Raw genomic sequence first — 21,306 nt, forward strand, 5'->3', positions numbered from 1 at the left:
AATTCACCGTATTCCCGTTCCTTCCGCCCAGCCCGAGGCCATGCTGGCCATGCCAGGTGCGGCGCCGAAAGTGGGCTTTGTCTCGCTCGGCTGCCCGAAAGCGCTGGTCGACTCCGAACAAATCCTGACCCAACTGCGCGCCGAAGGCTACGAAACGGCGAAATCCTACGCTGGCGCCGATCTGGTGATCGTCAATACCTGCGGTTTTATCGATGCTGCCGTGCAAGAGTCGCTCGACGCCATCGGCGAAGCGCTGGCTGAAAACGGCAAAGTGATCGTGACCGGTTGCCTGGGCGCCAAGAAAGATGCTGCCGGCGACGACATCATCATGAAGGTGCACCCGAAAGTGCTGTCCGTCACGGGCCCGCACGCGCTGGCCGAAGTGATGGATTCCGTCCACTTTCACCTGCCGAAACCGCATGCGCCGTTCCTCGACCTGGTGCCGCCGCAAGGTGTCAAGCTGACGCCGAAGCACTATGCCTACCTGAAAATTTCCGAAGGCTGCAATCACCGTTGCAGTTTCTGCATCATCCCATCGATGCGCGGCGACCTGGTCTCGCGTCCGATCGGCGAACTGATGATCGAAGCGGAAAACCTGTTCAAGGCCGGCGTCAAGGAATTGCTGGTCATTTCGCAAGACACCTCGGCGTATGGTGTGGACGTGAAATTCCGTTCCGGCTTCTGGAACGGCCGTCCCGTGAAAACCCACATGACGCAGCTGACGGAAGCGCTGGGCGAACTGGCCAAGACCTACGGCGCCTGGGTGCGCCTGCACTATGTGTATCCATACCCGCACGTGGACCAGATCATCCCGATGATGAGCGGCGGCCACATCCTGCCTTACCTCGACATTCCGATGCAGCATGCGCATCCTGACGTGCTCAAGCGCATGAAGCGCCCGGCCAGCGGCGAGAAAAACCTCGACCGCATCCAGGCCTGGCGCGCCATCAACCCGGACCTGACGATACGCTCGACCTTCATCGCCGGTTTCCCTGGCGAAACGGAAGCGGAATTCGAATACTTGCTCGACTTCCTCAAGGAAGCGCAGATCGACCGTCTCGGCTGCTTCGCGTATTCGCCTGTCGAAGGTGCGACAGCCAATGCCATTGCCAACCCCGTGCCGGAAGAGCTGCGCGAAGAGCGCCGCGGCCGCGTGATGCTGCTGCAGGAAGAAATTTCCAAGAAACGCTTGCAAGCCAAGGTCGGCAAGACCGTGCGCGTGCTGATCGATGAAGTCACCCGCTCCGGCGGCGTGGGCCGCTCGTCCGCCGACGCGCCGGAAATCGATGGCGTCGTGTATGTGAAGCCGCCATTCGAGCCGCACCGCAAGCTGGCGGTCGGCCAGTTCGTCGATGTGACGATTACATCAGCCGATGCGCATGACCTGTGGGGCGCGGCCGAGTAAAAAACGTCCATGCCTGCGTTGCGTTGCCTTGCCTTGCCTTGCCGTACAGTAAAGTACTGTCCTCGGCAGCGCGCATTGGCCTGAACGTTTTTTCGCAGGTGTAACACTCTGTCAGACGTACGGCAGGCAAGGGCATAAGCCCTTACAATCAAGGCGGAACAGCAATTGCTGATCCGCCTTTTTTATTTGCCGACGCCATGACCACACCCAAATCTCCGCAAACCGCGCTGATCCACAGCGATTACCAGGCGCCGCAAGGCTTTGCCGCGTTTCCCAACGCCATACATCACGCATCGACCGTGCTGTTCAAGGATGTGGCGGCCATGCGCTCGGGCGACTGGAAAGAGAAGAATGCCTATACCTACGGCTTGCACGGCACGCCCACCACCTTCACGCTGGAAGCGCGTCTGGCCGAGATCGAAGGGGGCAAATATTGCCTGCTGGCACCGTCGGGCCTGGCGGCCATCGCCATGGCGGACTTTGCCCTGCTGAAAACGGGCGACGACGTCTTGTTGCCGGAAAATATCTACAACCCGAACCGCGAACTGGGACGCTGGCTGTCGCAGGACTTTGGCATCACGGCCCGCTATTACGATCCGCTCATCGGCGCCGGCATCGCCGCCTTGATCCAGGAGAATACCAAGCTCATCTGGACGGAAGCGCCCGGTTCCGTGACGATGGAAGTGCCGGACTTGCCCGCCATCTGCGCGGCCGCCCACGCGCGCGGCGTGCTGGTAGCGTTGGACAACACCTGGTCGGCCGGCTTGGCCCTGCGCGGCTTTGAGCTGGGCGTGGATATCATCATGCAGGCGCTGACGAAATACCAGTCGGGCGGCTCGGATGTGCTGATGGGAGCGCTCATCACGCGCGAGCGGGCGCTGCACGACCGCCTGGCGCAGGCGCACATGCGTCTGGGTATGGGCGTGGGGGCGGACGACGCCTACCTGCTACTGCGCGGCTTGCCCACCATGAAACTGCGCTTTGACGCCCACGATGCGGGCGCGCGCACGGTGGCCGCCTGGCTCAAGGGACGCAGCGAAATTGCCACGGTGCTGCATCCGGCTTTCGAGGATTGCCCCGGTCACGCCATCTGGCAGCGCGATTTCACGGGCGCGGGCGGCCTGTTTTCCGTGCTGTTCGATGCCCGCTACACGGAGGCGCAGACGGACCGCTTCGTCGATGCCTTGCAGTTGTTTAAGATTGGCTACAGCTGGGGTGGAGCGAACAGTCTGGTGATGCCGTACCGCATCGCGGCCATGCGCAAGGGCTGGAAGTTGCCGGGCCAGTTGGTGCGCCTGAACGTGGGACTGGAAGATCCGCAGGATCTGATCGCCGATATCGAACGGGCGTTCGCGGCGATGTAGGCAGCGGCAAGCCGTTGGCTTGCCGCGAAGCACCTTTTACATGGGCACGGGCTTGTTGTTGTTCAGGTCGAGGAAGCCGCGCAGCAAGCGGTAGGCTTTCCACAGCCAGGCCACGCCCCACACGATGAGTGCCAGCGGAATGCCGATCAGCGTGATCCACAGGATGGCGCCGACGACGATCCAGGCCGCGTACCACCAGAAGGAACGGATCATCCAGCTGTGATGGCTGTGCACGAAGGTCCCGGCCGCCTCGTCCCGCTTCACATAATTGATGATGAGCGGAATGAAGGAAAACGCGCCCAGCGAAAACACAAAGCTGGCGCCATGTATCAGGTACAACCACCAGGCCAGGTTCTTGGTCTGCTGGAGTTGGGTATCCAAAATAATATCTTGTGACATGAAAGCTCCCGTCGTTGCTCAATTTTTAATTGTAACAAGCAAAGCGGCACGGGAGCGCAGTCCATGGAAAAAGGCAGAATACATTGTTGAAACGAGATCGCTATCCCACCCTGGCCGCGCGCGCCAGGTCATGGCTGCGCCAGGCCTTGCCGGCCTTGCTGCTGTGCGCCAGCGTGGCCCACGCCGCCGCTCCCCTGGAAGCGGAGTTTGCCGCCGGCTTGAAGGAAGAGGGCCTGGCGGGCGCTGTCTGGAGTGAAGTCTTGCCCGACGGAACAGTCAAAGTTGGCGCGTCCGGCTTGCGCGATGCTGCCAAGCAAATACCCATGCAGGCGGACACGCGCATGCAGGTGGGCTCCGTGGGCAAGGTGGCGCTGGCGCTGGGTATCTTGCGCCTGGTCAGCGAAGACCGGCTCACGCTCGACACGCCCTTGCAGCAGGTGCTGCCGGAACTGGCGCTGAAAAACCCGTGGCAAGCCAGCGATCCCGTGCGCATCCGCCACCTGCTGGCGCATACGTCCGGCCTCGATAACGTGCGCTTCTGGCAGGCGTTCAGCCTGAACCCGGCGCCGGACATGCCGCTGGCCGAGGCGTTTGACGGCGGCCGCAATCTGCTGCGCGTGCGCGCGCGGCCCGGCAGCCGCTATGCGTATTCGAACATGGGCTATGGCTTGCTGGGCATGGTGATCGAGAAAGTCACGGGCCAGCCGTACGAGCATTACCTCGATGCGCAGTTGCTGCAGCCGCTGGGCATGGCGGACAGCACGTTTGCCTTCGTCACGCAAATGAGCACGCAGGCGGGAGCGCATGCCGACCCGCGCCTGGCCATGGGCCACTTCGAGCATGGCGTGGCGCAGCCGGCCGTGCCCCAATACCTGCGTCCGGCCGCGCAATTTACCACCACGGCGGCCGACATGGGCAAGCTGGCGCAATTCCTCATGGGCGACGGCAAGCTGCAGGACAAGCAATTCATCGACATGGCGCTGATGGGCGCCTTGTCCGAACCGGCCGGCACGGACGCGGCGCAGGCGGGCCTGGCAACGGGCCACGGCCTGGCGCTTGCCGTGCGCGACCGCCACAATGTGGTGGGCGCCTGCCATCCTGGCACGGCCGTGGGTTTCCGCGCCATGCTGTGCATCTATCCGGAGCAGGACAGCGCCTTCTTCGTGGCCTTCAATACGGATGCGGAGCAGGCCGACTATGAACGCTTCAACCGCCTGCTGCTGCGCGATCTGGAGCTGCCGCTGCGCGCGCCGGCCCCGCGCGGCACGCCCGCGCCCACGGTGGAAAACTGGCAGGGCGTGTACGTGCCGTCGCCCAGCCCCATGGCCAGCATGGCCTGGGTCGATGCCGTCTTTGGCTTTACTCGCGTGAAATGGGATGGCGAGTCGCTGTTCCTGATCCCGTTCCAGGGGGAGCCGAAGGAACTGGAACCGGTGGGCGGCTTGCTGTTCCGCGCCAGCGACCGCAGCACGCCGTCGCACGTGCTGATGCAAGAGGATGGCAAGCATGTGCTCAGTGACGGCTTGCGCAGCTATGAGCGCGCATCGATGCTGCGCATGCTGGTGCTGTGGGGCAGCCTGGCCCTGGGTGCTGCCGGCTTGCTGTATGTGCTGGTGGTGGGCGTGTGGCGCGCTGCGCGGCGCAGCCTGGGGCGGGGCGACCATCTGTTCGCGCCCTTGCTGTCGCTGCTGGCGCTGCTCTTGCCGCTGCCGTTTTTCTATTTCCAGTCCTACCTGCGCCTGGGTGACGTCACCATCGCCAGCGTGCTGCTGGCACTGGCGACAGGCGCGCTGCCACTGGCGACGGCGTTCGGCCTGGCGCGCTGCTGGCGCAGCCGCGGCACGGCGGCCGAGGCGGGTTCGTGGGCGAAATGGGATTGGGTGGCCTTGCTGGCGGCCTTGCAGCTGCTGCTGGTGCTGGCCTGGTGGGGGCTGCTGCCGCTGCGGCTGTGGCACTTGTAGGCCGTCAGGTCCAGGCAGCCAGCAGCCGGCGCCACCAGCGCTGCGCCGGCCTGGGCTGGCCGCCCTGTTCGGCGCGTCCGGCCCGTTTGGCACGATAGCTGGCCGCCGCCATCTGCAGGCCGATGCGGTCCATCGATGCCATGGCATCGACTTCCTGCGGCGACAAGCCCTGCAGCAAGGCTTGCGCACGGGGTTCCAGCAGGAAGGCGGCACGCAGGGCGTCGTCCGTGTACAGCCTTGCCAAATAGGTTTCCAGTGCGGGGGAACTCATGCGTTTCGCCCCGCGCGCAAGGCAGCGCGCGCCAGTTCCAGCTGGTCCAGTACATGCTCGAACGACGGGTAATTGCCGTCGCGTTCGACGATCACCGTCAGGGGCTGGGGCGCCTGGCGCGCCAGCACGGTCAACAGGGCGAAGACGGCGGGCGGTACGTCGTGCAGATGGTCGTCCAGCAGGCGCTGGCCGCCGCCCGGCGCGTCGATCCAGTGGCCGCCGCTCAGGTGCACGGCGCCGACCCTGTCCAGCGGCAAGCGCAGCAGCAGTTCCTCCGGTGCCTCGCCAAAATTGACGGCATTCGCATACAGGTTGTGCAGGTCGAGCAGCAGCGGCACTTGCGCGCCGTGGATGATCTGCGCCAGCCATGCGGCTTCGTCCAGCGTGCTGGCGGGCGGCTGGACCAGGGTGGCGATGTTTTCCATCAGCGGCGCGCTGCCGACGATGCGCGTGGCCAGCGCGATGTTGGCGATGGCGCCGGCGGCGCTGTGCGGCGTGCGCGGCGGCGCTGCCAGGTGGCCGATTTCCACGCCGCCGGCGCGCACAAAACTCAGGTGCTCTGACCACGACTCGGCTTGCACCTCGTGCATCAGGCGCGCCATCGCATGCAGGCGGCGCGGGTCGGCCGGTAGCGTCGACGCCAGCCCCATTCCCACGCCGTGCAGGCTGACCGGCACTTGGCGCGCCAGGCTGCGCAAGGCGGCGATGCCGGCGCGCGAAGCGCGGTAATAGTCGTCGGCGATCACTTCCAGCACGTCGATGTGCGCCAGGTTGGACAGGATGCCGGAAGCCAGTTCGCCGCGCCAGCCCAGGCCGACGCGGTCGCGTGCCGGCCCCTTGTCAGCTGCCACAGCCGCCGCCACCGCCGCAACCGCCACAGCCGCCGGAAGAGCCGCCACCGTCGCCGCCGCCGTCGCCACCGCCCGATGACGAGTCGCCCGAGCTGCTGGACGAGGAGTCGCCGCCCGTGTTTTGCCGGGGTACAGGGAACAGCTCGGCGACATAGGCGTACACGGACAAGGGCAGGGCGCCGAGGCCGAAGATGGCGGCCAGCAGTGCCATGTCGGCGCTGCTGCTGCCTGGGTTCAGGCGCGACGAGCGCATGTTCAGGCGGCCAAACAGCATGCGCAAGTCGGTCAGCAGCCGCTGTGCGCTCCAGCTGGTCGCCTGGGTGCGCAAGCCGCGCAGCATGAGCAGGAATATCACCAGCAGCAGGGCCAGGAACAGCAGGTTGTAGTGCTGGCGGCTGATGGCGATGACGGCCTTGACGGCGGCCACCGTCAGCAGCAGGTAGCGCGCGGCCCCGGTGATGCGTTCGCGCCGGCGCAGCAGCCGCGGGCCGACCAGCAATTCCTGCCATTTCAAGGAGTCCAGGTAGGCGCGGCACGATGGCAGCATGTCTGCCTGCTCGGCCAGTTCCCTGCTGTGGCCCTGGCGGCCGAGGTACAGCCGCAGCACGTCGCGTTCGATGTCGTGATTGGCGAAGCGCAGGCTGTCGGCGCTGGCCGTTTCCAGCAGCGGGCCATCGGCGCGCAGCAAGCCGCGGTCGACTAGCACGATGGCGGCAATTTTCACGGCTTCGAGGGCGCCACCGCGCAAGAAGGCGATGCGGTAGGGATCATCGGCCAGCGACAGCTTGGCATGCGGATTGCGCAGCTCCTGGCGTATCAGCAGCTCGCGCGCGAGGTAGTACACGAGCACGCCGAAGATCAGGTAGGCCAGCAGGAACCATGGCCCGCTCCAGTCAAAGGGATTGAAGCCGTTCACCGCATGTGCTCCGCGTGTTCGCGCAAGTGTCCGGTAATCGTCATCAAGCCTGTAAAGGCGGGCAGGGCTTGCCCCGGCGCCAGGCGCGCCGTTTCGCGCGCCGCCGACATGGCTTGCAAGGCGGAGTGCAGGGCAGGGTCGCCCAGCTGGTCGACAAACGCTTCGAGCGCCTGCTTGCCGGACAGCGCGGACTTGCCCTCCAGCTGTGCCAGCGAGACCGCCGCCACACGCAGCGGACCGGCTGCGTCGGCGATGGCGCCGGCCAGCTGTTCCTCATTCAGGCTCAATAGCATATACCGTTCGCGCATGCGCACCTGCTGGTTGAGCAGCACTTGCCGCAGCCGGCGCAGCACGGCGTCGCGGCTGGTGTGCAGGCTGGCGAAAGGGTCTAGGCCGTGCAGCACCTTGTGGCGCGCGATGATGTCGGCGAACTTGACGGCGAAGGCGTCGGCGGCCTGCGTCAATTCGCCCTCGAGCAGGAACATCACCTGCAAATCGATGGCGGCGTGCGCCAGGCGCAAGGGCCCGCGCAATGTATCGGCCGCCTGCGGCGTAAAGCGCTTGAGCAGCAACAGCAGGTTGACGTCGGAGGTGGCGCGCACCTGGCCATCGGCGGCCGAGCCAAACAGCACGGCGGCGGCAAGGTCGTCACCAAACGCGCTGTGCGCGGCGGCGACAAACACATCCAGGTGGCGTTGTATCTCTTCTGGCAGCGGTGGCGGCATGCGGTGTACTTTCACGATGGGTTGGCGGGATGAGTATAAGTTTGCAATATAGCAAACTTATAACATCGTGCGCGCATCGTCCGCCAGATATGCCAACTCAGGTCAATACGTTGAGCAAGCCATCGAGTCCCACGAAGTTCAGCGCCACGTCGGCCTGCGAGCGCACCACGGGCTTGGCGCGGAAGGCCACGGACAGGCCGGCGATGCCCATCATTTTCAAGTCGTTGGCGCCGTCGCCCATGACGATGGCTTCAGACGGCGAAATGCCCATCTCCTTGCACACGCGCTCCACCGTGCGCTGCTTTTCTTCCGCGTCGACGATCCCGCCGAGGACTTTGCCCGTCAGCTTGCCGTCGACGATTTCCAGTTCGTTCGCGTGCGTGTAGTCGAGGCCCAGGCGCTCTTTCAGGCGTTCGGTGAAGAAGGTGAAGCCGCCCGACACCAGCAGGGTTTTCAGGCCGGCCTTCTGCACGGCCGCCAGCATGGCTTGCGCGCCCGGCGACAGTTTCAGGCGCTCGTCGTAGACGCGCTGCAGGGCCGATGCATCGAGGCCTTCGAGCAGGGCCACGCGCTGCTTCAGGCTGGCGCTAAAATCGAGTTCGCCGCGCATGGCCGCTTCCGTGATGGCCGCCACTTGCGGTTTCAATCCCTGCATGTCGGCGATTTCATCGATGCACTCGATGGTGATCAGGGTCGAATCCATGTCCATTGCCACCAGCTTGAATTCACTCAGTTCGCGCTGGCCCATCATGTAGGTGGCGTCCAGCTGCGCCGCCTGGGCCGCCACTTCGATGGTGGGGCGCAGCGCCGGCGAATAGGCGATCTGCTCGCAGCGCACGGCGTTCGGTCCCAGGCGCGTGATGGACGTGGGCGCGGCCAGCGCGGCGATGCGCTCGAGGCGGGCGCTATCGCCGTCCAGGCCCTGCAGGATCAGATTCATGGTGATGGTCTTGGTATTGGTCATGGGGCAGTCCTGCATAGATTGTCGAAATGGTCTACACCGTCAATTGCTTGATGGTGGTCTTGATCTGCGTCACGCGCGCGGCCAGATCCGGCATGGCGGCCGTGATTTTCAGCTTGTCCTGGCCATGCAGCTTGATATGGCGGTTGTTCTGGATCAAGTCGATGATGCGCATCGGGTCGATCGGCGGCTTGGCCATGAATTGCAGGGTGGCCGCCTCGCCATGCACGTCGATCTTGACGATGCCCACGGTTTTCGCCGCGATGCGCAGGCGGTGCGTCTCGACCAGGGCCTTGACGGCGTCGGGCAGCTTGCCGAAGCGGTCGATCAGCTCTTCCTGGATATCGTCGATCTTGTCCTGCGTGGCGCAGTTGGCCAGGCGCTTGTAGATCGACAGGCGCTCGTGCACGTCGCCGCAGAAGTCGGCCGGCAGCAGGGCCGGCACGTGCAGGTTGATCTCCGTCGTCGAGGCCAGCGGCGCCGCCAGGTCGGGTTCCTTGCCCGCTTTCAGCGAGCGCACGGCTTCGTTGAGCATGTCCGAATACAGCTGGAAGCCGATTTCCGTCATCTCGCCCGACTGGCTCTCGCCCAGCACCTCGCCGGCGCCGCGGATTTCCAGGTCGTGCATCGCCAGGTAAAAGCCGCTGCCCAGTTCTTCCATCTGCTGGATTGCGTCCAGGCGGCGCTGCGCCAGTTTGGTCAGGCCTTGCACGTCGTGCACCAGCAGGTAGGCGTAGGCCTGGTGATGCGAGCGTCCCACCCGGCCGCGCAGCTGGTGCAGCTGCGCCAGGCCGAACTTGTCGGCGCGGTGCATGATGATGGTGTTCGCCGTCGGCACGTCGATGCCCGTCTCGATGATGGTCGTGCACAGCAGGATGTTGAAACGCTGGGCGACGAAGTCGCGCATGACCTTTTCCAGGTCGCGTTCATGCATCTGGCCGTGCGCCACGGCGATGCGCGCCTCGGGCAGCAGTTCCGTCAGCATGGCCAGGCGGTTCTGGATGGTTTCCACCTCGTTGTGCAGGAAGTAGATCTGGCCGCCCCGTTTGAGCTCGCGCAAGCATGCTTCGCGGATGATGGCTTCGCCCTCGCTGCGGACAAAAGTCTTGATGGCCAGGCGCTTTTGCGGCGCCGTGGCAATGATGGAAAAGTCGCGCAAGCCTTCCAGCGCCATGCCCAGGGTGCGGGGGATCGGCGTGGCCGTCAGGGTCAGCACGTCCACTTCCGCGCGCAGCGCCTTCAAGGCTTCCTTCTGGCGCACGCCGAACCGGTGTTCCTCGTCGATGATGACCAGGCCCAGGCGCGTAAACTTGACGTCGTCGGACAGCAGCTTGTGCGTGCCGATGACGATGTCGATGGTGCCGTCGGCCATGCCCTTGAACGCCTGCGTGATCTCCTTGCCGCTGCGGAAGCGCGACAATTCCGCGATGCGCACGGGCCAGTCGGCAAAGCGGTCGGCGAAGGTTTGCGCATGCTGTTCCGCCAGCAGGGTGGTGGGCGCCAGGATGGCCACCTGCTTGCCGCCCATGACGGCGATGAAGGCGGCGCGCAGCGCCACTTCCGTCTTGCCGAAGCCGACGTCGCCGCACACGAGGCGGTCCATCGGTTTGCCGGAAGTCATGTCCTTGATGACGTTGTGGATGGCCTCGGCCTGGTCCGGCGTTTCGTCGAAGCCGAAGCTGTCGGCGAAGCGCTGGTAGTCGTGCGACGAGAATTCGAACGAGTGGCCCTGGCGCAGCGCGCGGCGGGCATACAGGTTGAGCAGCTCGGCGGCCGTGTCGCGCACCTGTTCGGCGGCGCGCTTTTTCGCCTTTTCCCACTGTCCCGAGCCGAGCGAATGCAGCGGCGCGTCTTCCGGCGAAGCGCCCGAATAGCGGGAAATGACGTGCAGCTGCGACACGGGCACGTACAGCTTGGTGTCCTTGGCGTATTCGAGGTGCAAAAATTCCGTCTCGCCTTCGCCCAGGTCCATGCTGGTCAGGCCCATGTAGCGCCCGATGCCGTGGCTGATGTGCACGACGGGGTCGCCGATCTTCAGCTCCGACAGGTCGCGCACCATCGACTCGACCTGCGTCACGCCTTCCTGCTTCTTGGTGCCGACCCGGCGGCCGGAACCGGCATACAGCTCCGTCTCGGTGATGAAGGATAAATTTCCTTCCGGCGTAAACAGCTCGAAGCCCGCATGCAGCGGCGCCACGCCCAGCATCAGCTTGGCGCTTGATTGCAGGAAGCCGTCGCTGCCTTCCACCGGCGTCAGGTGCAGATCGTATTCGGTGAAGTACTGCTGCAGGGTTTCGCGGCGGCCGTTCGATTCGGCGCAGATCATCACGCGGCGGCCCGATTGCAGCAGGTAGCTGCGCAGGTTGGCCAGCGGGTCGTCGGCGCGGCGGTTGACGGCGATGTTCGGCACGGGCGCCGACAGTTCGGAGGCCAGCGCATCGTTCGATTTGGCGATCGCCAGGCGCGGATACGGCTTGGCCAGGCCGAAGAACTGCTCGTCGGACAGGAACAGCGATTCGGGCGGCAGGATCGGGCGTTCGCGGTCCGCCTTCAAAAAGCGGTAGCGCGACTGGGTATCGGTCCAGAAGCGGCCAATGGCCGCGTCGATCTCGCCTACCAGGGCCAGCGAGGCGTCGGGCGGCAGGTAGTCGAACAGGGTGGCCGTTTGTTCAAAAAACAGGGGCAGATAGTATTCGATGCCGGCCGAGGCGATGCCGCTGCTGATGTCCTTGTAGACGACCGAGCGCGATGGGTCGCCCTCGAACTGCTCGCGCCAGCGGTTGCGGAAGGTGGTGCGCGCCGCTTCATCCATGGGGAATTCGCGGCCCGGCAGCAGGCGCACTTCATGCACGGGATACAGCGAGCGCTGGGTGTCGGCGTCGAAGGTGCGGATGGTCTCGATGGTGTCGCCGAACAGGTCGAGCCGGTAGGGCAGGGCCGAACCCATGGGGAACAGGTCGAGCAGGCCGCCGCGCACCGAGTATTCGCCGGGCGACATCACTTGCGAGACATGGCTGTAGCCGGCCAGGGTCAGCTGCGACTTCAGGCGCGCTTCGTCGAGCTTTTCGCCCTTCTTGAAGAAGAAGGTGTAGGCGGCCAAAAAGGACGGCGGCGCCAGGCGCACGAGGGCCGTGGTGGCCGGCACAATCAGCACGTCGCACTGGCGCGTCTGGATTTCATGCAGGGTGGCCAGGCGCTCGGAGACCAGGTCCTGGTGCGGCGAAAACGCGTCGTAGGGCAGGGTTTCCCAATCCGGCAGCAAATGGCAGCGCAGGTCCTTGCCGCCAAACCACGGGATTTCATCGAGCAGGCGCTGGCCATCGCTGGCCTGCGCCACCACCACGGCCAGCATCTGGCCCCGCGCTTTCAATTCCAGCGCGGCCAGCGCCAGGGCATAGGCGTCGGATGAACCATACAGGGCGGGCAGCGCATAGCGGTTGCCGGGCTTGGGGAGGGCTTTTGTTAAGTCTAAGGACATGCAGGCGATGACACTAGTGGCAGAGGCAGTTGAATGGGACAGCTGTGGTGCGCGCAGCGCCGCCAGTGACGGCGCCGACAGGCGAGATTATAGACCATCACTTATATCTCCGCGCTTGAGAAAACCGTCGTGAGCGGCAGTGATTTGTGGCTAAGAAGCGCAACCGTACTTTAGTACGGTGAGCATCGCAGGCCGCAAAGCACGACGCGCAGCAGGTTTTATCCTGCGCGGACATTCGCAATGCCGAACGGGACATGCACCATCGGGATGGTGCCGCCCGCCGATTTGAGGTGGCTCAACTGGTCATCGAAGAAGATATGCGGCTTGAACACGGCCAGCACGCGGGACTTGTCCATGCCGCCGAGGAAAAACGTTTCGTCGGCCGCCACGCCCCAGCTTTTCAGGGTCGTCACGACCCGCTCGTGCGAGGGCGCGTTGCGCGCCGTGATGATGGCGATGCGCAGGATCTTTTTATAGCCGGGGTCGCGCCGCTGGGCCCTTTCTTCCAGGCGCTGCATGGTGGCCAGCTTCTGGAACAGGCCGGCCAGCGGGCCGGGGCGGTGCGGCGTGCCCACGTTCAGGGTTTCATGGGCGTGGAATTCATCGACGTCGTTATTGCGCTTGAATACGGTTTCCGCTTCGTCGTCAGCGATCACGCCATCGAAATCGAAGGCCACGCGCAGTTCCTCGTCGTTTTCGTCGTCTTCCGTGCGCGACGGCAGCACCAGGCCGGCCGGATAGTCGCAGGCCAGGGCGCTGCGCACGTCGTCTTCATTCGCGCTGAGGAACAGCGACGCGTTGAAGGCGGGCAGGTATGGATACGGCGACTTGCCCGTCATGAAGGCGGCGCGCGAAATGTCCAGGCCGTAGTGAGCGATGCTGTGCATGACGCGCAAGCCCGTTTCCGGCGAATTGCGCGAAAACAGCACCACTTCCACGGGCGACTGGCGCGGATAGTGTTTGTTGATGTTCAGGAAGCGGCGGATGAAGGGAAAGGCCACGCCGCGCGGCAAGACCGTGTCGATATGCGTTTCCTGGTATTTGCGGTATTCCTCGGGGCCGTTGTCGAGGTAGACCTGGTGTGATTCGGCCAGGTCGAACAGGGCGCTGGAAGCGACCCCGATCACCAGTTTGTGTTCGATAGGATAAGCCATGGTCTGCCTGTTGTTTGCTTGTTGCTCATCTTATACGACTATCAACTGCGTAGCCAATAGCGACACGCGGGGATTTTTTGCACCAAAGCAGGGCATGGGACGGCTTTTCGATGCCACTGTGCAAGGCGCACCACAGTAAGGAAAGAAATATTGATTTGTATCAAGTATGTAGCTGTCAGCGCGTCCGTTTTCCACTATGCTTCCACTTATAAAATCTCGCCAATTGTAACGAAGCGTACGCCCCATCCCCGCCGCCTTTATACAAGTGTCAGCTGTTTTACTCGAACATGCCAGCCCCGACTTCGCCAGCAGTCTTCGTGACTTTATAAAGGACCTCGCCATGTTTAAGAATTTACTGATCAAATGGAAGTTGGCGACGCTTGTCGCCGTGATGATGGTGGCCTTGCTGGTGGTGGGCATCAGCGGCTACACGGGCATCGCCACCGTGGGCCGCGCCGTCAATGAAATCGGCGTGGTGCGCCTGCCGTCGATCCAGGGCTTGATGATGATCAGCGAAGGCCAGACGGCCGTTGCCGCCGCCACCCTGACGGCCGCCATCTATGAAAACAATTACCAGGCACAGGACAAGTTCGCGGAAGCGCTGCAGCTGCGCACGCGCGCCTGGAACAATATCGAGGCGGGCCGCAAGCTGTACGAACCGCTGCCGCAAACGCCCGAGGAGGCCGTGCTGTGGCAGCGTTTCCAGAACGAGTGGACGGCCTGGAAGGCGGACGACGACAAGGTGCGCGCCATCTTGCGCCAACTGGCCGACAACCGCGACGAGCCGCGGCAGAAAGAGTTGTTCGTGGCGTTCTACAAGCAGTACCAGGATTCGCGTGCGCTGTTCGGCAAGGCCGAAGGCACGCTCAACGACATCATCAAGCTCAATAACGGCGTGGCCGACGCCAGCGTCAAGGACGGCAGCGCGGCCGTCATCCGCTCGGAAAGCCTGATGGTCATCCTCGGCTTGCTGGCCTCCGCGCTGGGCATCGGTTGCGCCGCCTACATCACGCGCGCCATCACGCAGCCGATCAACTCGGCCGTGAAAGTGGCGCAGACGGTGGCCTCGGGCGACCTGACCAGCCACATCGAGGTGAAGACGACGGAAGAAACGGGCCAGCTGCTGCAGGCGCTCAAGGACATGAATTCCAGCCTGGTCAGCATTGTCGGCCAGGTGCGCAGCGGCACGGAGACCATCGCCACGGCCTCGTCGGAAATTGCCAGCGGCAACCTGGACCTGTCCTCGCGCACGGAAGAGCAAGCCAGTTCGCTGGAAGAGACGGCGTCGTCGATGGAAGAGCTGACGTCCACCGTGCGGCAGAATGCCGACAATGCCCAGCAGGCCAACCAGCTGGCGCTGAGCGCCTCGGGCGTGGCCGTGAAAGGCGGTGAAGTGGTAGGCAAGGTGGTGCAGACCATGGACGCCATCAACGACTCGTCGCGCAAGATCGTCGACATCATTTCCGTCATCGACGGCATCGCCTTCCAGACGAATATCCTGGCCTTGAATGCCGCCGTGGAAGCGGCGCGCGCGGGCGAGCAGGGACGCGGTTTCGCCGTCGTGGCGACGGAAGTGCGTAATCTTGCCCAAAGATCCGCTGGCGCGGCGAAAGAGATCAAGACCCTGATCGGCGACTCCGTGGTGGCGGTCGACGCGGGCAGCAAGCTGGTGGCCGAGGCGGGCAGCACGATGGCCGAAATCGTCTCCAGCGTGCAGCGCGTGACGGACATCATGGCGGAAATCAGCCTGGCCACGCAGGAGCAAAGCTCGGGCATCGACCAGATCAACCAGGCCATCGGCCAGATGGACCAGGTGACGCAGCAGAACGCGGCCCTGGTGGAAGAGGCGGCCGCCGCGGCCGAATCGCTGCAGGAGCAATCGGGCCAGCTGGCCGACGTGGTCAGCGTCTTCAAGATCGATGGCGCCCAGGCGCCTGCCGCGCGCGCAAGCGCGAGCGCAAGGCCGGCCGCGCCGCGCGCTATGGTAGCCAGCGCCGCGCCGAAGCGTCCTGCATCGCGTCCCGCATCACGCCCCACCGCAGGCCGCCCGGCCTTGCACGCCGTGCCATCCCAGCGCCAGAGCGCGCCGCGCGACGACGAGTGGGAAGTGTTCTGACGGATTGACGGCGCCAGCATGCGCTTCCGGACGGCCGCCTTGCGCGGCCGTTTCCACATGCGCGCACAGGTTCGCACTGCGGTTACTACTTACTAAAAAAACAGCGTTATAAGAATAGCTGTTTTGCCATCTAAGCAAATCTTTTCAAAACTTAACGCGACATTGCTTGTGAGATAACTCACACTGCCTGCCGTACCACCCTTGTTCCCGCCTCGGCCACATCCCGGCTGACCCCTCCGCCTGCTGCGTCCAGCCATTCGTGGCAGGCGGCAGCCATTGCCGTCAGCCTTGCATGCGAGCCCGGCGCGATGACCGATGCACCACACTGAAGGATGCGAATAAAGATGGCAAATATGAAAATCGGCACGCGCCTGCGCTGCTCCTTTGCGTTGTTGACCTTGCTGCTGCTGGCGACCGCCGTGCTGGGCATGCTGCGCCTGTCCAGTCTGGAACTGCGCATGCGCGACGTGATCGATGACAAATATCCGAAAACCGTGCTGGCCAACGACATCATCAAGAATGTCAACATCATCGCGCGCTCCTCGCGCAACCTGCTGCTGATGACGGAGCCGCAGCAGCTGGCGCAGGAACGCGCCACCATCGCCAAGGCGGGCGGCGAAACGGAAAAGGGCCTGGCGCAGCTGGAAAAAGTGGTGCTGTCGCCGCAGGGCCGCCAGCAGATGGCGGCCGTGATGCAGGCGCGCGCCACGTTCAATGGCGGGCGCGACAAGGTACTGGCCCTGCTGGAAGAAGGGGCGCGCGACGAAGCGACCAGTTTGCTGCTCGGCACCGTGCGCGGCGACCAGCTGCGCTACATGGCGGCGCTGGAAAGCCTCATCGCGCACCAGCATGACCTGATGGAGGAGGCGGGCGGCCAGGTGCGCCACGAATACGCCACGGCGCTCAACATGATGCTGGCACTGAGCGCGCTGGCCGTGCTCTTTTCGCTCGTCACGGCCTGGCTGGTCACGCGCAGCATCGTCAATCCGCTGCGCCATGCCCTGACCGTGGCGCAGACCGTGGCCGCCGGCGACCTGACATCGACCTTCGGCCGCCACGGCGGCGATGAAACGGGCAAGCTGCTCGACGCGCTGTGCATCATGAACGGCAACCTGCTCGACATCGTGCAGCAGGTGCGCAGCGGCACCGACACCATCGCCACGGCGTCGTCGCAGATCGCGGCCGGCAATATCGACCTGTCGTCGCGCACCGAGGAGCAGGCCAGCTCGCTCGAACAGACGGCGTCGGCCATGGAGGAACTCAGCTCCACCGTGCAGCAGAACGCGGACAATGCCCGCCACGCCAGCGTGCTGGCCGTCGAGGCGGCGAATATCGCCGGCGCTGGCGGGCAAGCCGTGGGGCAGGTGATCCATACCATGGACGCCATCAGCGCTTCTTCGGCGCAGATCGCCGAGATCATCGGCGTGATCGACATGCTGGCCTTCCAGACGAATATCCTGGCCCTGAACGCGGCCGTGGAAGCGGCGCGCGCGGGCGAGCAGGGGCGCGGCTTTGCCGTCGTGGCGACGGAAGTGCGCAACCTGGCGCAGCGCAGCGCGGCGGCGGCGCGCGATATCCGCGCCCTGATCGCCAATTCCACGCAGCAGGTGGACGCGGGCGCGGCCCTCGTGGCGCAGGCTGGCGCCACGATGCAGGAAGTGGTGGCGGCCGTGGGCCGTGTCAGCCAGATGGTGGCCGACATCACGGCTGCCAGCGCGGAGCAAAGCGCGGGCATCGGCCAGGTCAGCCAGGCGGTGCTGCAGATGGATGAAGTGACGCAGCAGAATGCGGCCCTGGTGGAAGAGGCGGCGGCCGCGTCGCAATCGCTGGAAGGCGAGGCGGCGAAGCTGCTGCAGGTGGTCAGCGTGTTTCGCCTGCAGCAGGGGCCGGCGCACACCTTGCCGCGCCGCAGTGTGCCGGCCGCGCCGCGCCTGCTGGCCTAGTGGCGCGCCTGGCAAGGTTCTGGCTCGGCTGCGTCATGCTGTGGCGGGCGCGGCGCCAGACGCGGGTTGGGCCGGCAGGCAAACCGGTGGCGTCGGCGCGCAGCCGGGAGCTGCAGGCGCGCCTGGACAGGGCCATCGTCGATGGCGAGTTCCGCTTTCACTACCAGGGCAAGTTCGATACGGCGCAACTGCGCCTGGTCGGCCTGGAAGCACTGCTGCGCTGGGAGCATCCGCGCCATGGCCTGATCTACCCGAACGAATTCATCGGCCTGGCCGAACAGACGCAGGCCATCGCCGCGCTGGGCAACTGGGGCATCGATGCGGCTTGCCGCCAGCTGGTGCAGTGGCGCGCGGCTGGCCTGCCTTTGGTGCCGGTCGCGGTGAATGTCTCGGCGCGCCAGCTGTGCCAGCCGCACTTGCCTGACTTCGTGCTGGGTTGCCTGCAGCGCCACGCCATTCCTCCCGGCCTGCTGGAGCTGGAAGTGACGGAAAGCTGCTGCATCGACGACATGGCGCAGGCGGCGCAGGGATTGCGCCAGCTGCGCGCGCTGGGCCTGAGCATTTCGCTTGACGATTACGGCACCGGCCATTCGGGCTTGAGCCATGTCAGGATGCTGCCGATTCACACCATCAAGATCGACCGCTCCTTTATCCTCGACCTGGATGGCAGCGCAGCCAGTGACGCCGTCATCGTCGCCTCGACCATTGCGCTGGCGCATGGCCTGGGCTTGCAGGCGCTGGCCGAGGGCGTGGAAAACGGGGAACAGCTGGCGCAGTTGCGGCGGCTGGGCTGCCCGCAAGTGCAGGGTTTTTATCTGCACCGCCCGGCGCCTGCGGCCGAGGTGGCCGCGCTGCTGTCCGCTGGCGCGCCGGCCGGCCTTGTAACAGTGCCGAAACATGGCGCCATGCGGCATGGCGCGGATGCTCAGTAGAATATGGCCACTGCAAGCCGCGTGCTTTAACACCTTCTCCTCCACGCAAGAATGATAAACAGTCCTGTCCCGGCCTATGTCTTTGGCCCGTTTCGCCTTTTGCCGCTAGAACGCCTGCTGTTCGAGGGCGATCGCGCGCTGCGCCTGGGCAGCAGGGCCATGGACTTGCTGCTGGCCCTGCTGGAGCGCGCCGGCGACATCGTCGACAAGCATGAACTGGTGGCCATCGTCTGGCCCAATGCCGTGGTCGACGACGCGACCTTGCGCGTGCACCTGGCGGCGCTGCGCAAGGCGCTTGGCGATGGCCGCGATGGCCAGCGCTACATCACCACCATCCCCGGGCGCGGCTATGGCTTCCTGGCGCCGCTGGCCCACACGGGCGGGCCGGCGTCCGGTGCGGCGGGCGCCGAACCGCGGCATAACCTGCCCGTCATGCTGACGCGCATGCTGGGCCGCGCCGAGGTGCTGCAAACGATGGCCAACCAGCTGCTGCAATTGCGCCTGCTGTGCATTGCCGGTCCGGGCGGCATCGGCAAGACCACCCTGGCAGTCGTCCTGGCCACGCGCGTGCTGCGCCGCTATGCCGACGGCGTATGTTTCGTCGACCTGTCGCCGCTGGACGACGGCCGCCTGGTGCCGCTGGCGCTGGCCACGGCGCTCGGGGTGGCGGTGCCGGCGGGCGACGCCATGCCGGTCCTGCTGGCCTACCTGCGCCCGCGCCACATGCTGCTCGTGCTCGACAACTGCGAACACGTGATCGGCGCGGCCGCCACCCTGGCCGACGCCTTGCTCAAGGGCGCGCCGCTGCTGCACGTACTGGCCACCAGCCGCGAGCCGCTGCGCCTCACCAGCGAACAGCTGCAGCGCCTGCCCGCGCTGGAATTGCCGCCGGCCGATGCCGTGCCCGATGCGGCGGCGGCCCGGCACTTCGCCGCGGTGCAGCTGTTTTGCGAACGCTGCGCGGCCGTCGACGATACTTTCGTGCTGGCCGACGCCGACGTGCCCGTGGTGGTGGATATCTGCCGGCGCCTCGATGGCATTCCGCTGGCGCTGGAGCTGGCGGCCGGGCGCATCGGCCATTTCGGCTTGCACGAATTGCGCCGCCAGCTCGACGACCGCTTTCGCCTGCTCACGCGCGGCGCGCGCAACATGCCCTTGCGCCACCAGACCTTGCGCGCCACCCTGGACTGGAGCTACGGCCTGCTCGACGCGCAAGAGCGCCAGGTGCTGCAGGCGCTGAGCGTGTTCAGGAGCCGCTTCCGGCTGGAGTCGGCCAGCGCCGTGGCGGGATGCGACGTGTTCGACACGCTGGCCGACCTGGCCGCCAAGTCCCTCGTCAGCATCGAGTTTTGCTGCCAGCATGTGTATTACCGGCTGCTCGACACCACGCGCGCCTATGCTGGCGCGCAGCTGTCGGCGGGCGGGGGCGAGGGTGCCGTGCTGCTGCGCCATGCGCGCCATTGCCTGGGACTGGCCGGGCGCATCGCCGCCGACTGGGCAAGCATGCCGCCGGCCCGCTGGAGCGCGTGCTATGGCCGCCATGTCGATGACTTGCGCGCCGCCATCGACTGGGCTTTCGGCGAGGAGGGCGACGTGGCGCTGGGCGTGGCGCTGACCTTGGCCGCGCAAACCCTGTTCTACCAGCTGTCGCTGATGGATGAATACCGCGTACGCGTCGAGCGGGCGCTCGAGCGCATGGCCGCGCATGCGGTGGACGATCCCGACAGCGAGATGCAGCTGCATGCCTCGCAGGCGCACCTGCTGCTGCATACGCAGGGCATCACCGGCACCATGCTGCGTTCGTTCCAGCGCGGCTATGCGCTGGCCATGCGCACGGACGATGGCAGCCGCCGCGCCGAAGCCATTTGCGGCATGTGGATCTGCAGCCTGAAGCTGGCCGATTTCCAGCGCGCCGACAACTACGTCACCGAACTGGCCGTCCTGTGCGCAACGCGCGACGACACGGCGATGCGCCTGGTGCTGGCGCGCATGCGCTCCGTGGGCGAATATGTGCAGGGACGCTACGCGCAGTCGGCTGCGCTGGCGCGCATGGTGCTGGCGCATCCCGAGGGCGCGGCGCAGCTCGGTTTCAACAATGCCTTGCTGGCCGATCACCAGGTGTGCCTGCGCGGCACGCTGGCGCGCTGCCTGTGGATGCAGGGCCGCCCCGACGATGCCCTGATCCTGGCGCGCGAGGCGGTGGCGGTGGGCTTCGAGCACAATGGCGTCACGCTGTGCGTGGCGCTGGCCATCAATGCCATTCCCGTCGCCCTGTGGTGCGGGCAGCGGGAACTGGCGCATGCGTGGATTTGCCTGCTGTGCGAACATGCGGCCCGCTATGGCTTGCTGTACTGGAGCGCCTGGGGCGCCGCCTACCAGCGCCTGCTCGACGGGGGCGAGGCGATGGCGCCATTCCCCTGGCCGTCGGTGCGCAGCTGGCCGATACAGGTCGATTTGATGGCCACTCTGCACGACGCGGCCGCCGATAGCCAGGCGCTGCGGCGCGCGCGCATGGGCCTGGCGCCGTGGAGCGCACCGGAGGTACTGCGCCGCGACGCGCACCACCGCTGGCGGGCGCTGGCGCAAGACGATGCGGCCGGCCTGGAAGCGGTGCGGGCGCAGCTGGAAGAAGCGCTGCTGCTGGCCAGGGGCCAGCAGGCGCCGGGCTGGGAACTGCGCTGCGCCACCAGCCTGGCGGCCGTGCTGCAGGCGCAAGGCCGCGGCGCCGCCGCGCATGCCGTGCTGGCTCCTGTCCATGCGGGCTACCGGCAGGGGCGCGACACGACGGACGTGATGGCGGCGGCAGCCTTGCTGGCGCAGCTGGCCTGAT

Annotated in this window: 15 protein-coding genes; 7 read left to right on the forward strand and 8 right to left on the reverse strand. The window is 65.5% G+C overall.

The window, feature by feature from the left end; translation table 11 throughout:
• The first annotated feature begins 49 nt into the window (after nt 1–49).
• Together rimO and JAB1_RS23555 are read left to right on the forward strand one after the other, a co-directional pair.
• The gene (rimO, locus tag JAB1_RS23550; protein WP_175444794.1) at nt 50–1,405 is read left to right on the forward strand and encodes a 30S ribosomal protein S12 methylthiotransferase RimO; all 1,356 of its coding nucleotides are present in this window, start codon (nt 50–52) and stop codon (nt 1,403–1,405) included.
• A 197-nt stretch (nt 1,406–1,602) separates the two neighbouring features.
• Nucleotides 1,603–2,769, forward strand: coding sequence for a cystathionine beta-lyase (locus JAB1_RS23555; RefSeq protein ID WP_070282004.1), 1,167 nt, complete (start codon nt 1,603–1,605; stop codon nt 2,767–2,769).
• Between the two features lie 36 nt (nt 2,770–2,805).
• Here JAB1_RS23555 and JAB1_RS23560 read toward each other — a convergent pair whose 3' ends face one another.
• Complete coding sequence (locus tag JAB1_RS23560; RefSeq protein WP_070256844.1) at nt 2,806–3,168, reverse strand: DUF4870 domain-containing protein; 363 nt, start codon at nt 3,166–3,168, stop codon at nt 2,806–2,808.
• 86 nt (nt 3,169–3,254) lie between these two features.
• Here JAB1_RS23560 and JAB1_RS23565 point away from each other — a divergent pair, with 86 nt between their 5' ends.
• A complete protein-coding gene (locus tag JAB1_RS23565) occupies nt 3,255–5,129 on the forward strand; it encodes a serine hydrolase domain-containing protein (RefSeq protein ID WP_175445112.1) in 1,875 nt (624 codons plus the stop codon).
• Between the two features lie 4 nt (nt 5,130–5,133).
• On the opposite strand, the gene JAB1_RS23570 is transcribed toward JAB1_RS23565, so the two are convergent.
• The 7 genes from JAB1_RS23570 to JAB1_RS23600 all read right to left on the reverse strand — a co-directional run bounded on the left by JAB1_RS23570 (nt 5,134) and on the right by JAB1_RS23600 (nt 13,485).
• Complete coding sequence (locus tag JAB1_RS23570; RefSeq protein WP_070282005.1) at nt 5,134–5,400, reverse strand: hypothetical protein; 267 nt, start codon at nt 5,398–5,400, stop codon at nt 5,134–5,136.
• Nucleotides 5,397–6,251: a DUF692 family multinuclear iron-containing protein gene (locus JAB1_RS30025; protein WP_071653404.1), complete on the reverse strand. Its 855-nt coding sequence runs from the start codon at nt 6,249–6,251 to the stop codon at nt 5,397–5,399. The genes JAB1_RS23570 and JAB1_RS30025 overlap by 4 nt, the downstream gene beginning before the upstream one ends.
• A complete protein-coding gene (locus tag JAB1_RS30030; protein WP_070282007.1) occupies nt 6,241–7,167 on the reverse strand; it encodes a TIGR04222 domain-containing membrane protein in 927 nt (308 codons plus the stop codon). Before JAB1_RS30030 ends, JAB1_RS30025 begins: the two co-directional genes overlap by 11 nt.
• Nucleotides 7,164–7,892 carry a nucleotidyltransferase domain-containing protein gene (locus JAB1_RS30595; RefSeq protein WP_139144659.1) on the reverse strand — a complete coding sequence of 243 codons (729 nt, stop codon included), beginning with the start codon at nt 7,890–7,892 and terminating at the stop codon, nt 7,164–7,166. Before JAB1_RS30595 ends, JAB1_RS30030 begins: the two co-directional genes overlap by 4 nt.
• A gap of 97 nt (nt 7,893–7,989) precedes the next feature.
• Entirely contained in the window at nt 7,990–8,832 is an 843-nt protein-coding gene (gene serB, locus JAB1_RS23590) for a phosphoserine phosphatase SerB (protein WP_070256887.1), read from the reverse strand.
• Between the two features lie 55 nt (nt 8,833–8,887).
• The gene (mfd, locus tag JAB1_RS23595) at nt 8,888–12,331 is read right to left on the reverse strand and encodes a transcription-repair coupling factor (protein WP_070282009.1); all 3,444 of its coding nucleotides are present in this window, start codon (nt 12,329–12,331) and stop codon (nt 8,888–8,890) included.
• Between the two features lie 218 nt (nt 12,332–12,549).
• The gene (locus JAB1_RS23600; RefSeq protein ID WP_034782963.1) at nt 12,550–13,485 is read right to left on the reverse strand and encodes a 5'-nucleotidase; all 936 of its coding nucleotides are present in this window, start codon (nt 13,483–13,485) and stop codon (nt 12,550–12,552) included.
• Nucleotides 13,486–13,825: 340 nt separating this feature from the next.
• Between JAB1_RS23600 and JAB1_RS23605 the strand changes: the two genes are divergently transcribed.
• The 4 genes from JAB1_RS23605 (at nt 13,826) to JAB1_RS23620 (ending at nt 21,305) form a co-directional block, all read left to right on the forward strand.
• Nucleotides 13,826–15,601 (forward strand): methyl-accepting chemotaxis protein, encoded by a 1,776-nt coding sequence (locus JAB1_RS23605; RefSeq protein WP_070282010.1) that lies wholly within the window; start codon nt 13,826–13,828, stop codon nt 15,599–15,601.
• Nucleotides 15,602–15,945: 344 nt separating this feature from the next.
• Nucleotides 15,946–17,544, forward strand: a complete 1,599-nt coding sequence (locus JAB1_RS30600; RefSeq protein WP_275527776.1) for a methyl-accepting chemotaxis protein — start codon at nt 15,946–15,948, stop codon at nt 17,542–17,544.
• Nucleotides 17,545–17,579: 35 nt separating this feature from the next.
• Nucleotides 17,580–18,476, forward strand: coding sequence for an EAL domain-containing protein (locus JAB1_RS23615; RefSeq protein WP_083299915.1), 897 nt, complete (start codon nt 17,580–17,582; stop codon nt 18,474–18,476).
• A 99-nt stretch (nt 18,477–18,575) separates the two neighbouring features.
• Nucleotides 18,576–21,305 (forward strand): winged helix-turn-helix domain-containing protein, encoded by a 2,730-nt coding sequence (locus JAB1_RS23620; RefSeq protein WP_175445113.1) that lies wholly within the window; start codon nt 18,576–18,578, stop codon nt 21,303–21,305.
• Nucleotide 21,306 lies beyond the last annotated feature (1 nt).

The organism is Janthinobacterium sp. MP5059B (assembly GCF_001758645.1).
In the GTDB taxonomy this organism is placed as follows: Bacteria; Pseudomonadota; Gammaproteobacteria; order Burkholderiales; family Burkholderiaceae_D; genus Janthinobacterium; species Janthinobacterium lividum.